The sequence below is a fragment of the Pedococcus sp. P2_E5 genome (genome assembly GCF_056403895.1).
Map to the genome: position 1 here is coordinate 11,402 of NZ_JBFUEP010000007.1, position 13,418 is coordinate 24,819.

Below are 13,418 nucleotides of genomic sequence, written 5' to 3' on the forward strand. Positions count from 1 at the left end.
AGTCCATCGGGCGTGGGCGCCACCGGCCCGCGCCGCCTGCCCACCCTGCCGTCACTGCCCTCCATCACGGTGACCCGGCCCAAGCTGCCGACCTCCGTCGCCCGTGCTGGTGCGCGGGCCTCGGGCGAGCTGGCCGGGCGCACCGAGGGGATCCGCAGCGCCACCCGACCGGTGTGGGCTCCCGTCGCCGCGTTCCTGCGCTGGGTGTCCCCGCTGGGCTGGAGCATCCTCGCGCTGGGTGTGGCGTGCTGGCTGGTGGCCGCGCTGACCGACTGGGACGAGTGGGCCATGATCGGTGCGGCGGCGATCGCCCTCGTGGCGTGCTGTGCGCTGATGGCCGTGGGGCGCACCCGCGTGCGGATCGACACCGAGGTCGACCCGTTGCGCGTCACCGTGGGCGAGCCGGCCACGGGCCGCATCGCGGTGACCAACGAGTCGAAGCGGGGCATGCTGCCACTGCTGGTGGAGCTGCCCGTCGGTGTCACCGCGGCCCGCTTCACGCTGCCGCCACTGGGATCGGGCAAGGCCCACGAGGAGCTGTTCGTCGTCCCGACCGAACGCCGCGGGGTCATCGCGGTCGGTCCCGCCTCGACCATCCAGGGTGACCCCCTCGGCATCGTGCGACGGACCCTGCGCTGGACCGACGTCACCGAGCTGTTCGTCCATCCCCGGACGGTCTCGCTGGAGAGTCTCGGCGCTGGGCTGCTGCGCGACCTCGAGGGTGAGACCACCCAGGAGATGTCGATGTCCGACCTCGCCTTCCACGCGCTGCGCGAGTACCAGCCGGGCGACGACCGGCGCTACATCCACTGGCGCTCGTCGGCCAAGGCGGGTCGCCTGCTCGTGCGCCAGTTCCTCGACACCCGTCGCTCGCACCTGACGATCGTCGTCGACGCCGACCCCGAGAAGTACGCCGGCGGTGAGGAGGACGCCGAGACGGCGATCTCGGTTGCTGCCTCGGTGGGTAAGCGCGCCCACATGGACGAGCAGGACTTCACCATCGTCTGCCGCGACTCCACCGCGTCGCGCACCAGCGCGCCCCTGGCCATGGATGCGCTCGCACGCGTCGAGCTGGGCCGCAGCGACCTCTACGCCATGGCCGGCGAAGGACTGTCGCTCGCCCCCGACACGTCCATGGTCGTGCTCGTCACCGGGTCGGCCACTCCCTTCATCCAGGTCCAGCGAGCCCTGGGCCGGTTCGAGACGGAGGTCCTGCGGGTGGCCCTGACCATCGACCGCGACCAGCGCGTCGGAGTCAAGAACGTCGGTGGCACCACCCTGCTGAACATCCACGGCCTGGCCGACCTGCCCGCCGTCCTGATGGGGGTGACGGCCGCATGAGCGCCAACCCCCTCGCCCCTCCCCGCGAGTCGATGCTGCCCACCGAGCGCACGCGTGCCGACCGCGTCGCCGGCCTGCGTGCGAACCTGCTTCCCTCGCGCGACGACGTGGTCGACCTCGCGTTCACGGCGCTGCTGGTCGCCTTGGCGCTGTGGGGTTTCCGCACCGTGTTCTTCGGCTGGGAGTGGATCCTCGCGGCCGTCGGCGGGCTGCTGCTCGGCCTGCTCGTCGCCCACGTGGTGACCGCCTTCCGGCTGCCGGCGGTGGTGACCCTGCTCGGTCTCACCGCGGCATACCTCGTCCTCGGCGGGCCGCTCGCGGTCCGCGACCACCTCGCCCTCGGGGTGTTCCCCACGGGGCGCACCGTCCACGACCTCGCCGCGGCCGCGGTGCACGGGTGGAAGCGCCTGCTGACCCTGCTGCCACCGGTCGACGCCACCGTCACCCTGCTCGCCCTGCCGCTCATCGTCGGCCTGGTCGGGGCGGCCGTCACCTACACCGTGGCGCGCCGCCGCAGCCACGGGTATGCCGTGGTGGTGCCTCCGCTGGCCGCCCTCGCCCTGACCATCGCGCTCGGCACGCTCGAGCCCGCCTCCCTGGTCGCCCAGGGGGCCGCCTTCGCGCTGGCCGCCATCGGCTGGATGATCGTGCGGAGCACCCGGTCGCGCCCGCCCCTGCAGAACGGCGCGGGACGCGGAGCCCGCCTGGGCATCGGCACCGGACTCCTCGCCCTGGCCGCCGTCGCGGGACTGGTCGCGGGGCCGCACCTGCCGGGCACCGACGGCGAGCTGCGCCGGGTCGCCCGCACCGAGGTGGTGCCGCCCTTCGACATCGCCGCCTTCCCGAGTCCCCTGGCCGGCTTCCGCAAGTACACCGAGCCCAACGAGGCCAAGCTGTGGGACACCGCGCTGATGCGCGTCACCGGAGCCCCCGCCGGCACCCCGGTGCGGTTCGCCACGCTCGACTCCTACGACGGCAGTGTGTGGGGCGCCGGCTCGAGGGCCGGCGAGGACTCGCCCGACCCCGGCACGGCGTTCCAGCAGGTAGGGGAGCGGGTGAGCGCCCAGGGTGAGGGCCGGCCGGCCACGTTGCGGGTGACCATCCCCGATGGTGGCTACTCCGACGTCTGGCTGCCCACGGTGGGCCAGGTGACGGGGGTGAAGTTCGGCGGCGTCCGGGCCGACCTGCTGGCGTCGCGGTTGTGGCTCAACACCGACACCAGCACCGCGATCGTGCCCGACCGGGTCAGCCCGGGTGACCGCTACACGATGGACGTGCTCCTGCCGACCGAGGTCGTGCGCGACAAGCTCCCCGGATCGCTGTCGCCGGCCAGCGGCAACCTCGCGCAGAGCCAGGAGCTCGGGTTCCTCGACTCCAAGATCGACGCCTGGACCGGCAGTGCTGCGAGCCCGTGGGAGGAGCTGCGGGCGGTCGCCACCGCCATGCGCGGGGACGGGGCCTACACGGACGGTGGCACCAAGAACTCGGTCGAGAGCTACTACCTGCCCGGGCACTCGCGCGGCCGCCTCGCCCGGTTCGTCGGTGCGACCCAGCTGGCAGGCAACGACGAGCAGTACGCCGCGACCCTCGCGCTCGTGGCCAACCGCTTCGACATCCCGACCCGCGTGGTCATGGGTGCAGAGCTGCCCGAGGGCGGCGTCGTCCGGGGCCGCGACGTCCACGCCTGGGTGGAGGTGCAGGACACCACCGGCACGTGGATCCCGTTGCTGTCCAAGACCTTCCTGCCCGACCGCAACCAGAAGCCCAACCAGCTGCAGTCCAAGACCGACGAGCAGAAGGTCGGCGCGCTGGTGCCGCCGCCCGCGGGGGTCAACCCGCCGAGCGTGCTCCAGGGCCCCGACCAGGCCCAGAACGCCGTCAACCTCAAGAAGCCCCCGAAGAAGCTGTTCGACCCCTCGGCCTGGCCGTCGTGGGTGCGGTTCCTGGTCTTCTACGTCGTGCTGCCGCTGCTGGTCCTCGTCGCGCTCTACTGGGGGATCCGCGGGGCCAAGGCCTGGCGCCGGCGCCGGCACGCCACCCGGGGCACCGCCACCGCGCGGGTCGCGTGGGCGTGGGACGACCTGATGAACTCGGCCAGGTCCTTCGGCCACTCCCTGCCACACCGGTCGACCCGACTCGAGCAGGCCGCTGCCCTCCACCGACTGCCCACCGCGAACGCCCTTGCCGTGCAGGCGAATGCGTTGATCTTCGGCCCCGGCACCCCTGAGGTCGCCGATGCCGAGGGCTACTGGGCCTCGACCAACCAGGCGCGCCGTGACCTGCGGGCCCACTGCGACTTCTGGCGACGCCTGCGCTCCGACATTGATCCCCGTCCACTCCTCGCCCACGGGCCGGAGATCCCCGGAGCGGGCCGACGCTCGCTCCCCACGTTCGCCACCCTGACCCGGAGGACTGCCACCCCGTGAAGCTGAAGTTCACCCTGCGATCCACCGGCGACGTCGACACCGACCTCGTGGCCACCGTCGACGGCACCACGACCGTCGGCCAGCTCGCCGAGTACCTCGTCCTCGCCGACCCGTCGCGCGCAGGCGCTCCGGTGCTCGGCCAGGAGCAGGGCCTCGGTGACCTCACCCTGTCCCACGTGGCCGAGGGCTACCGCGCCGTCGACGCGCGAGCCACCATCGCCGAGAGCGGCCTGCGCTCCGGCGCCCACGTCGCGGTCACCCGACGCACCGAGGGATATGCCGACCGTGGCCAGTCCGTGGCCACCGCCGTGATCGTGGCGGGGCCGGACTCCGGCCGGGAGGTCCCGCTCGGTGCCGGCACGGCATACCTCGGTCGCGGTCGCGGCTGCGAGATCCAGCTGGGCGACGCCCAGGTGTCGCGCCGCCACGCGCGGCTGCTGGTGACCGACATCGTCGAGGTCATCGACCTCGGCTCCTCCAACGGCGTCCAGGTGCAGGGGCAGCAGGTCGACCGGGCCGTCCTGCGCAGCGGCGACCGCTTCACGATCGGCGAGACCGAGGTCGAGGTGCGCATCGCCGGTGGCAACACCGGCCTGGCGGCCGCGCGGGGCACGTCGCTGCCGTTCTCGCGATCGCCGCGGATCGCGCCGCTCTACGTCGGCCACGAGTTCCCGGTGCCGGCGCTGCCCGAGCGGCCCAAGCCCGAGCGACCCCCGTGGATCGCCGCCGCGGTGCCGATGCTCATGGGGGTTGCCCTGGCGGTGGCGCTGAAGAACCCGATGTTCCTCCTGTTCATCCTGCTCACCCCTGCGATGTTGTTCGGCCACTACCTCGAGGCGCGCCGCACCGCCCGCAAGGACTACGAGCAGGCCCTGGTCGAGTTCCGCGAGGACCTCGGGATCATGGTCCAGCGGCTCACGGAGGAGCAGGAGCGCGAGGTGGTCGGCAGGCAGGCCGAGCACCCGGCGAGCAGCGAAGCCGTCGAGGCGGTCGGCAGCGCCTCGAGCCTGCTGTGGACGAGGCGACCGGGTGACCCCGGGTTCTGCGAGTTCCGCCTGGGCCTGGGCACCCTGCCCTCGCGCAACACGCTCAAGCTCCCCGAGCTGGGCCGCTCACGGGCCGAGGCGTGGCTCGAGGCGTCGCGCGCCGTCGAGGGCAGGGGTGCCGTGGACCCGGTCCCGGTCGTCGCCGAGCCGCTCCGCAGCGGTTCCATGGGCATCTCCGGTCCGCGCCAGCGGGCCCTCGAAGCAGCCAGGGCCGTCGTCGTCCAGGCCGTGGCCCTGCACTCCCCGGCCGACCTGGTCGTGGCGGCGGTCGGCTCCCCTGCCACGGCTCGCGACTGGGACTGGCTCAAGTGGGTGCCCCACACCGCCTCACCGCACAGCCCGGTCGACGCCCGTCACCTGGCCAACACCGGCCCCGCGAGCTTGTCCCTCGTCACCGAGCTCGAGGAGCTCATCTCCACGGGTGAGCCGTCGGCCGAGCTCGCCGACGACTCCACCGGCCCGGTGCAGGGCGGGTTCAAGCCGCCACGCCTGCCGGTCGGGCGACCGGTCATCCTGCTCGTCGTCGAGGACGACGCCCCGGTCGAGCGCAGCCGGCTGGTCCAGCTGGCAGAGCGCGGCTGGCGCCATGGCATCGTCGTCCTCTGGCTGTCTCCGACGACCGCGACGCTGCCGGCTGCCTGCCGGACGTTCGTCGAGCAGGGTCCCGAGCCGGGCGACGCCGTCGTCGGCTACGTCGGCGAGGCTGTCGTGCGCCTGCCCGTCACCGCCGACGCCGTGGTGGGGGCGGAGGTCGAGCGACTCGGCCGCCAGCTGGCTCCGCTCATCGACTCCGGGGTCCCGGTGGAGGACGAGAGCGACCTGCCCAGGTCGGTGTCGTTCCTTGCCGTCGTCGGCCAGGAGCTCGCCGAGGCCCCCGGGCCGGTGATCGAGCGGTGGGGGGAGAACCGGTCGATCCTCACCGGCCCCTACGCCGCAGCCCCCGTCGCCCGCCCCAAGCCGGGGAACCTCCGGGCCGTGATCGGCCAGTCGGCCGCCGGCACCTTCTCGATCGACCTGCGAGCCGACGGCCCGCACGCGCTCGTCGGTGGCACCACGGGTGCCGGCAAGTCCGAGCTGCTCCAGGCCTGGATCCTCGGCATGGCGGTCGCCCACTCGCCGCAACGGCTGACGTTCCTGCTCGTCGACTACAAGGGTGGTTCGGCGTTCCGCGACTGCGTCAACCTGCCGCACACCGTCGGCCTGGTCACCGACCTCTCGCCACACCTCGTGCGCCGCGCGCTCGCGTCCCTGTCCGCCGAGCTCAAGCACCGCGAACACATCCTCGCCCAGCACAAGGCCAAGGACCTCGTCGAGCTCGAGCGCCGCGGCGAGGTGGCCGCCCCGCCGAGCCTGGTCATCGTGGTCGACGAGTTCGCCGCCCTGGCCCAGGAGGTGCCCGAGTTCGTCGACGGTGTCGTCAACGTCGCCCAGCGCGGCCGTTCCCTCGGGCTGCACCTCATCCTCGCCACCCAGCGCCCCGCCGGGGTGATCAAGGACAACCTGCGTGCCAACACCAACCTGCGGATGGCGTTGCGGATGGCCGACGAAGCCGACAGCGACGACGTGCTCGGCACGCCCGTGGCCGCGTGGTTCGACCCAGCGCTGCCGGGGCGTGCCGTGTCCAAGTCGGGTCCGGGACGGCTCACGCCCTTCCAGACCGGGTATGCCGGTGGGTGGACCACCGGCGAAGCGCCGCCGGCGTCGCTGGACGTCGAGACGCTCGGCTTCGGGGTCGGCACCGCGTGGGAGCTCCCGGTCGTGGAGGACTCGCACGACGTGGTCCAGGAGGACCTCGGCCCCACGGACATCCAGCGCATCGTGACGCAGATCGGCGCCGCGCAGGAGTCCGCCGAGATCCCCGCCCCGCGCAAGCCGTGGCTGCCGGAGCTGGGGCCGGTCCACGAGCTGGCCGACCTGCCGACGAGGCGGCGCGACGACGAGCTCGTCATCGGGATCAGCGACGACCCGGACAACCAGACCCAGCCGCCGATCAGCTTCCGTCCCGACATCGAGGGCAACCTCGCGGTGTTCGGCGCCTCCGGTGCGGGCAAGAGTGCGTTCCTGCGCACGGTCGCCGTCGCCGCCGGCTTCACCGTCCGCGGCGGACCGTGCCACGTCTACGGCCTCGACTTCGGCAACCGCGGGCTCGCGATGCTCGAGCCGCTCCCGCATGTCGGCAGCGTCATCTACGCGAGCGACCACGAGCGGGTCGTCCGGCTGCTGACGATGCTTCGCGAGACGATCGACGAGCGCGCACTGCGGTACTCCGCCGTGAACGCCGCCACGATCACCGACTTCCGCCGACTGGCGGACGCGCCCGACGAGCCCCGCATCCTGGTGCTGGTGGACGGCCTCACCAGCTTCCAGGCGGCCTACGACAGCCATGCGGGACAGCGGTGGCTGGACCTGTTCACCTCGCTGGCCGGCGACGGCCGACCCGTCGGTGTGCACTTCGTGGTGACCGCGGACCAGCGAAACGGCCTCTGGGGTGGTCTCTCGTCCGCGATCCAGAGCCGGGTCGTGCTGCGCATGGCGACGGTCGACGACTACCTGTCGCTCGACGTGGCGGCGGACGTCCTCTCCCTCAACTCCGCGCCCGGACGGGCCATCGTGCACGGCCGGGAGGTCCAGATCGCCGTGCTCGGCGGTTCATCGGACTCCACGCTGCAGGCCCGGGCCATCAACGGCTTCGCCGAGGGGGTCCGCAGGGCGGGGGTGCCGCAGGCTCCGCCGATCCTGTCGCTGCCCGAGTCGCTGTCGCTCTCCGAGCTGCCGGCTGTGGACGCATCCGGCCGTCCCGCGATCGGCCTGTCGTCGACGACGATGCGCCCGGTCGGCTTCGACCTGCGCGGCAGCCAGATCGTGCTCGGGCCCTCGGGCAGCGGACGCACCACCGCCGTCCTCACGATGGCGCAGGCCGCCCTGCGGGCCCAGCCGGGGCTGCGGTGCTGGCTGTTCAGCCCGCGTCGGTCGGTGCTCACCCGGGCCACCGGCCTCTGGACCGAGACCGCTGTCGGCGTCGACGACTGCCGGGCCCTGGCCAAGCGGCTCAAGGACGRGGTGGTCGAAGCCGGACCGGGCGGAGCCTCCATGCTGGTCGTCGTCGAGCGCACCCAGGACTTCGACGGGTCGATGGCCGAGGACGAGCTCGTCGAGTTGTTCAAGGCACTCATCAACTCTGAGCAATGCGTTGTGACAGAAGCAGATTCGGGCTTCTACAACTCCAACTACGGCATGGCCGGCTCGCTCAAGACCTCTCGCTCCGGTCTGTCGCTGCAACCCAGTGGGGACGAGGCGTCCGCCTTCGCCACCGACTACCGGGGGGTCAGCCGCGACCAGCTCCTCGAGGGCCGTGGCTTCCTCGTCCGGCGCGGGAACCCAGAACTTCTCCAGGTGGCCCTGCCGCTGTCCACGACCCCGACAGGGGGTGGGAGCGGCTCTGTCTGAGGAGGGCGGCACCGGAAGCCACTGGTGCCGTCGGGGTGGGTGTTGGGGTGGGTTGGTGGGGAGTCCTCCCCATTGAGCCCCTCTGGATCCGCCCATAGTTTGTGCACACCAAGGCTTTTCGCATCACCCATGCACATCACACACGACGGCGGGCGCAGCAGGCGCTCGCACCGAGAAGAGGGGAACTGACATGGCTGAACTGTCCATGCAGACGGGCGTCGCCCGCACGCAGGCCGGCGTCCTGGATGACTCCGCGCAGAAGATCAAGAAGGCGAAGTCGGAGATCGACGACCTGATCGGTCAGCTCAAGAGCAGCTGGTGGGGTGAGGACCAGAAGAAGTTCGAGACCAAGTGGAACGGTGCGTATGCCGCGGACCTCACCAAGGCCTCGACCGGCCTGAGCAAGGCGGCGGACCAGATCCGCACCGAGGCCAAGCAGCAGGACCAGACCTCGAACTGAGCCTCCAACTGAGCCGGGGGGCTCAGCGAGGACCACCGCACGAGGCACCACGCGGTCGGCCGTGACGGCACCACGTCGTCGGGCACGACGGCATACCGGAACGACCAGCCAGAACGACCACACACGAACTTCGTAGAAGGAGAACAACCATGCTTCCCACTCCCGATGGTGGCGGCAGCGGCGGCGGCGGCGAGAAGAAGGGAATGGACCCGGCCAAGGTCCAGGACATCTCTTCGCGCCTCGGCAAGGCCAAGGCCGACCTGCAGCACGCCAAGCAGGACGCCGACCAGGCGGCCAACAAGCTGCACAGCGCCTGGCACGGCCCGGACTCCAACCGGTTCCAGTCCTCGTGGAAGTCGGACTCGAACAACATCGACCAGTGCGTCCTCGACGTCACGGAGATGCACAAGCGGCTGCAGGCAGAGCTCGCCGAGCAGAAGGCCACCTCGAACTGACGGCCCCGCACGCCGGTGGCCGCCCCTTGGTTCGCAGGGGTGGCCGCCGGCGTGACCTCGACCCACCGGCATACCTCGAACCACCACGTGCCCCACACGGCACCTCGCGCAAAGGCAGAGCACCATGGGCGGCACGGACAAGAAGGGCATGGAGAACCAGAAGGTTCGCTCCATCGCCGAACAGCTGTCTCGCGTGCACCGCGACCTGACCGACGCGACCGCCAACGCCGAGAAGGCCGTGCGCCAGCTGCGCTGGGTGTGGGAGGGCGACGACGCGACCACGTTCCTCAACGCCTGGCCCACGACCAGGACAAGCCTGGACCTCAGCACCGGGGGCGTCGACGAGCTCGCCAGGAAGCTGCGTGAGGAAGTCGGCGAGCAGGAGCTGACCTCTGGGGTCGCCGGCGCCGGTGGCGACAGTGACGGCGACGGCATCCCCGACCGCGACGACCGCGACGACGACAACGACGGGGTCCCCGACGAGCGGGACGACGACGGCGACAACGACGGCCTCCCGGACGACCGGGACGGCGACGACGACAACGACGGGGTCCCCGACGAGGAGGACCCCGACTTCCACGACTTCGACGGCGATCCCGACGTGGCACCGGGTGACGGTCACCCGCTCCCCGGCGACGAGGACGATGGCGCTCCCTACAGTGGCGACCCGCTCGACGTGGACGGCGACGGCACCCCCGACACCGAGGACTCCGACGACGACGACGACGGCATCCCGGACGAGGACGACCCGGAGCACCGGGACGACACCCTGAGCCCGTTCGACGCCCTCGAGGTGAACGCCGGCATGACGCTCGCCGAGGGCGACAAGGAGCTGTGGGACGAACAGCTCGCCGAGCACACCTGGGGCGACGAGGACGGGAACCACCTCTCCGTCGAGGCGCTGGGCACCGACGCGAGCGCGGACTACCAGGCCGGCTTCTCGCAGGACGGGCTCGTGCTGGCAGGCGGCGTCACCGCCGGCGCCTATGTCGCCAAGGTCAGTGGCGCCTACTCGAACAGCTACGGCACCGCCGCCGAGGGAAAGGCCTTCGTCGGTGCGGAGGGCAACGCCGACGCCGGCTTCACGCTGGGCGCCGACGGCGCCAAGGCCACCCTGGGTGGCGAGGCCTTCGCCGGCGGCAAGGCAGAAGGGTCGGTGAGCCAGGACCTCGGCCCGGTCGATGTCGGAGTCGGGGGCGAGATCTCCTACGGCATCGGTGCGCACGCGGAGGCCGACGCCGAGTTCAGCAGCGACAACATCGGTGTCTCCGTGGACATCGGCGCCACCCTCGGCCTCGGTGGTGGCATCAAGCTCGACATCGGGTTCGACCCGCCGTGGTAGCCCCACCCCGGGCACACCCACCGCGGCTTACCGCCGTGGTAGCCCCACCCGCACGATGTGATGGCATGGCAGTACCCGCCCGGCAGACCCAACCCTCCACTGTGCAGCACGCACGACCATGCGGCACGCAACGAAAGGTCCCGACGAGATGACCACCCTGACCTACCCCTCCGAGCGGTTCCCCGCACCCCCGTCGGTCAGCCTCGAGGTCCCGGACACCTGGGAGCCGGTCTCGGTCCCCGCCGTCGCCCTCGCGGCACGTCAGGCCGAGCAGAACGCCGACTTCACGCCCAACGTCATCGTGCGCCTCGGGACGCGGCCGGCTCTCGACCAGGTCGCGGACGCGGTCATGGAGCTGCGGGCCAGCACCGAGAACCGGCCGGGTGCCCAGATCGGCGAGGCCCAGCCCATCCAGCTCGACGGTCTGCAGTTCCACCGCGTCGACCTGTCGTGGACGGATGCTCAGTTCGGTGTGGTCCACCAGGTGCACGCGTTCGCCAGCCTCCAGCGCGACGACGCCGTCCAGGACTTCGTGCACATCACCGGATCGGCCGGCGGTCAGGGCGGCGAGACCGACCTGGCCCTCGTGGAGCAGGTCATCCTGTCCACCCGCCTCACCCGCTGACCCACCCGGCACACCCCCGACTTCTGGCCACGCATGCGGCACGGGAGCCTGCGATCGACCACTCGGTGCGGCACAGGTGGCCAGAAGTCGAAGAGGGGTCTGCACTTCTGGCCACGCATGCGGCACGGGAGCCTGCAGTCGGCGCCTCCGTGAGGCATGGCTGGCCAGAAGTCGAAGAGGGGTCTGCACTTCTGGCCACGCATGCGGCACGGGAGCCTACGATCGACCACTCGGTGCGGCACAGGTGGCCAGAAGTCGCGGGGCGGGGGGGGGCACGCGGCATACGAAAGGGGCACCCGACCAGATGGTCGGGTGCCCCTTTCAGCGTTCGTTGCCCTGGATCGTCAGCGCTCTGGGTTCACCGTTCGCGCTTCCTCGGGCTCCGCTTCGGCCGCCGGCTCGTACCTCGCCGCCAACCTCCGCATGCGTCCTTCGTCAGCGCTCTTCGGTGCCGGCGATGAAGGCCTCGAGCTTGGTGCGGCCCTCGGTGTCCTCGCGCTGCACGGGCGGGGACTTCATGAGGTAGGACGAGGCGCTGATGAGCGCGCCGCCGATGCCACGGTCCTTGGCGATCTTGGCCGCACGGATGGCGTCGATGATGATGCCGGCCGAGTTGGGGGAGTCCCAGACCTCGAGCTTGTACTCGAGGTTCAGCGGCACGTCGCCGAAGGCGCGACCCTCGAGGCGGACGTAGGCCCACTTGCGGTCGTCGAGCCACGCGACGTAGTCGGACGGGCCGATGTGGACGTTGCGGCTGTCGGTCAGACCCGCGAGGGCGCCGGTCAGGTTGGACGTGACGGCCTGGGTCTTGGAGACCTTCTTGGACTCGAGGCGCTCGCGCTCCAGCATGTTCTTGAAGTCCATGTTGCCGCCGACGTTGAGCTGGTAGGTGCGGTCCAGCGTCACGCCGCGGTCCTCGAACAGCTTGGCCATCACGCGGTGGGTGATGGTCGCGCCGACCTGGCTCTTGATGTCGTCACCGATGACCGGGACGCCAGCGGCCTCGAACTTCGCGGCCCACTCGGGGTCGGAGGCGATGAAGACCGGCAGGGCGTTGACGAAGGCCACGCCCGCGTCGATCGCGCACTGCGCGTAGAACTTGTCAGCGACCTCGGAGCCCACCGGGAGGTAGGAGACGAGCACGTCGGCCTTGGTGTCCTTGAGCACCTGGACGATGTCCACGGGCTCGGCGTCGGACTGCTCGATGGTCTGGGCGTAGTACTTGCCGATGCCGTCGTAGGTGTGACCGCGCTGCACGGTGACGCCGGTGGGCGGCACGTCGGCGATGCGGATGGTGTTGTTCTCGGAGTTGCCGATGGCCTCGGAGAGGTCGAAGCCGACCTTCTTGGCGTCCACGTCGAAGGCGGCGACGAACTCGACGTCCTTCACGTGGTAGTCACCGAAGGTGACGTGCATGAGCCCGGGGACGTTGCCGGCCGGGTCGGCGTCCTTGTAGTACTCGACACCCTGGACCAGCGAGCTGGCGCAGTTGCCGACGCCAACGATGGCGACGCGAACGGATCCCATGGGAATACTCCTTCTAGAGGGTTTTTGGGGTGGTGGTGGGGGTGGTGCTCGGAGTGGTGCTGGGGGTGGTGCTCGGTGGTGCGGCAGGTGAAGACGTTCGTGCAGGCGCAGCGGTATGCCGCGTGGTCGCCGAGGCGGGGACGTTGCGCTCGGCGGTGATCAGCTCGTTGAGCCAACGGACCTCGCGCTCGGCGGAGTCCAGTCCGTGCCGCTCGAGGGCGGTGGTGTAGGTGTCGAAGCGCTCGCGGTTCTTGGCCGAGCTGGTGCGGATGTTGTCCAACCGCTCCTCCAGCCGACTGCGGCGTCCCTCGAGGATGCGCAGTCGGACCTCGGCCTCGGTGCGGGCGAAGAAGGCCAGGTGGACGTCGAAGGTGTCGTCCTCCCAGGCGGTCGGCCCGGCTTCCTTGACCAGTTCCTGGAAGTGCTCCTTGCCGTCCGCGGTGAGCTCGTACACGATCCGCGCGCGCCTGGAGCCGGAGGTGGCCGCCGCGTGCTGGGTGCCGGTCGCCTCGGCGATCAGGCCCTGGTCGGTCAGGCCGCGCAGACAGGGGTAGAGCGTGCCGTAGGACAGGGCGCGGAAGACGCCGAGCGCCGCGTTGAGGCGCTTGCGCAGCTCGTAGCCGTGCATGGGGCTCTCGTGCAGCAGCCCGAGGACGGCGAACTCGAGCAGTTCGGATCGACGGCTCATGACTGGTCAGCACCTCCCCTTCGCGATCGGCAGACGGAACTCGTCCGTGGTGGTCACCGTG

General features: G+C 71.2%; 9 protein-coding genes. 7 read left to right on the forward strand and 2 right to left on the reverse strand.

Translation table 11 applies throughout. The features are described from left to right. The first annotated feature begins 12 nt into the window (after positions 1 to 12). From AC1DVZ_RS03530 to AC1DVZ_RS03560, 7 genes are all read left to right on the forward strand, one after another. The gene (locus tag AC1DVZ_RS03530; RefSeq protein ID WP_477616803.1) at positions 13 to 1,341 is read left to right on the forward strand and encodes a DUF58 domain-containing protein; all 1,329 of its coding nucleotides are present in this window, start codon (positions 13 to 15) and stop codon (positions 1,339 to 1,341) included. Continuing rightward, positions 1,338 to 3,767 carry a transglutaminase-like domain-containing protein gene (locus AC1DVZ_RS03535; RefSeq protein ID WP_477616804.1) on the forward strand — a complete coding sequence of 810 codons (2,430 nt, stop codon included), beginning with the start codon at positions 1,338 to 1,340 and terminating at the stop codon, positions 3,765 to 3,767. The genes AC1DVZ_RS03530 and AC1DVZ_RS03535 overlap by 4 nt, the downstream gene beginning before the upstream one ends. Further along, positions 3,764 to 8,260, forward strand: a complete 4,497-nt coding sequence (locus tag AC1DVZ_RS03540) for an FtsK/SpoIIIE domain-containing protein (RefSeq protein ID WP_477616805.1) — start codon at positions 3,764 to 3,766, stop codon at positions 8,258 to 8,260. Before AC1DVZ_RS03535 ends, AC1DVZ_RS03540 begins: the two co-directional genes overlap by 4 nt. Before the next feature lie 190 nt (positions 8,261 to 8,450). Beyond that, complete coding sequence (locus AC1DVZ_RS03545; protein WP_477616806.1) at positions 8,451 to 8,720, forward strand: hypothetical protein; 270 nt, start codon at positions 8,451 to 8,453, stop codon at positions 8,718 to 8,720. A 149-nt stretch (positions 8,721 to 8,869) separates the two neighbouring features. Beyond that, on the forward strand, positions 8,870 to 9,175 hold the full coding sequence (locus AC1DVZ_RS03550; protein WP_477616807.1) for a WXG100 family type VII secretion target: 306 nt from the start codon (positions 8,870 to 8,872) through the stop codon (positions 9,173 to 9,175). 124 nt (positions 9,176 to 9,299) lie between these two features. Next, positions 9,300 to 10,517 (forward strand): hypothetical protein, encoded by a 1,218-nt coding sequence (locus tag AC1DVZ_RS03555; RefSeq protein WP_477616808.1) that lies wholly within the window; start codon positions 9,300 to 9,302, stop codon positions 10,515 to 10,517. A 148-nt stretch (positions 10,518 to 10,665) separates the two neighbouring features. After that, positions 10,666 to 11,142 carry a DcrB/PsbP domain-containing protein gene (locus AC1DVZ_RS03560; RefSeq protein WP_477616809.1) on the forward strand — a complete coding sequence of 159 codons (477 nt, stop codon included), beginning with the start codon at positions 10,666 to 10,668 and terminating at the stop codon, positions 11,140 to 11,142. A gap of 435 nt (positions 11,143 to 11,577) precedes the next feature. On the opposite strand, the gene AC1DVZ_RS03565 is transcribed toward AC1DVZ_RS03560, so the two are convergent. Continuing rightward, positions 11,578 to 12,669, reverse strand: coding sequence for an inositol-3-phosphate synthase (locus tag AC1DVZ_RS03565; RefSeq protein WP_477614200.1), 1,092 nt, complete (start codon positions 12,667 to 12,669; stop codon positions 11,578 to 11,580). A gap of 13 nt (positions 12,670 to 12,682) precedes the next feature. Further along, positions 12,683 to 13,357: a PadR family transcriptional regulator gene (locus AC1DVZ_RS03570; protein ID WP_477616810.1), complete on the reverse strand. Its 675-nt coding sequence runs from the start codon at positions 13,355 to 13,357 to the stop codon at positions 12,683 to 12,685. Positions 13,358 to 13,418: the final 61 nt, after the last annotated feature.

Coding starts and splice junctions, on each gene's coding strand:
- AC1DVZ_RS03535 (WP_477616804.1), top strand. CDS start 1,338: ATGAGCGCCAACCCCCTCGCCCCTCCCCGCGAGTCGATGCTGCCCACC.
- AC1DVZ_RS03545 (WP_477616806.1), top strand. CDS start 8,451: ATGGCTGAACTGTCCATGCAGACGGGCGTCGCCCGCACGCAGGCCGGC.
- AC1DVZ_RS03550 (WP_477616807.1), top strand. CDS start 8,870: ATGCTTCCCACTCCCGATGGTGGCGGCAGCGGCGGCGGCGGCGAGAAG.
- AC1DVZ_RS03555 (WP_477616808.1), top strand. CDS start 9,300: ATGGGCGGCACGGACAAGAAGGGCATGGAGAACCAGAAGGTTCGCTCC.
- AC1DVZ_RS03560 (WP_477616809.1), top strand. CDS start 10,666: ATGACCACCCTGACCTACCCCTCCGAGCGGTTCCCCGCACCCCCGTCG.
- AC1DVZ_RS03565 (WP_477614200.1), bottom strand. CDS start 12,669: ATGGGATCCGTTCGCGTCGCCATCGTTGGCGTCGGCAACTGCGCCAGC.
- AC1DVZ_RS03570 (WP_477616810.1), bottom strand. CDS start 13,357: ATGAGCCGTCGATCCGAACTGCTCGAGTTCGCCGTCCTCGGGCTGCTG.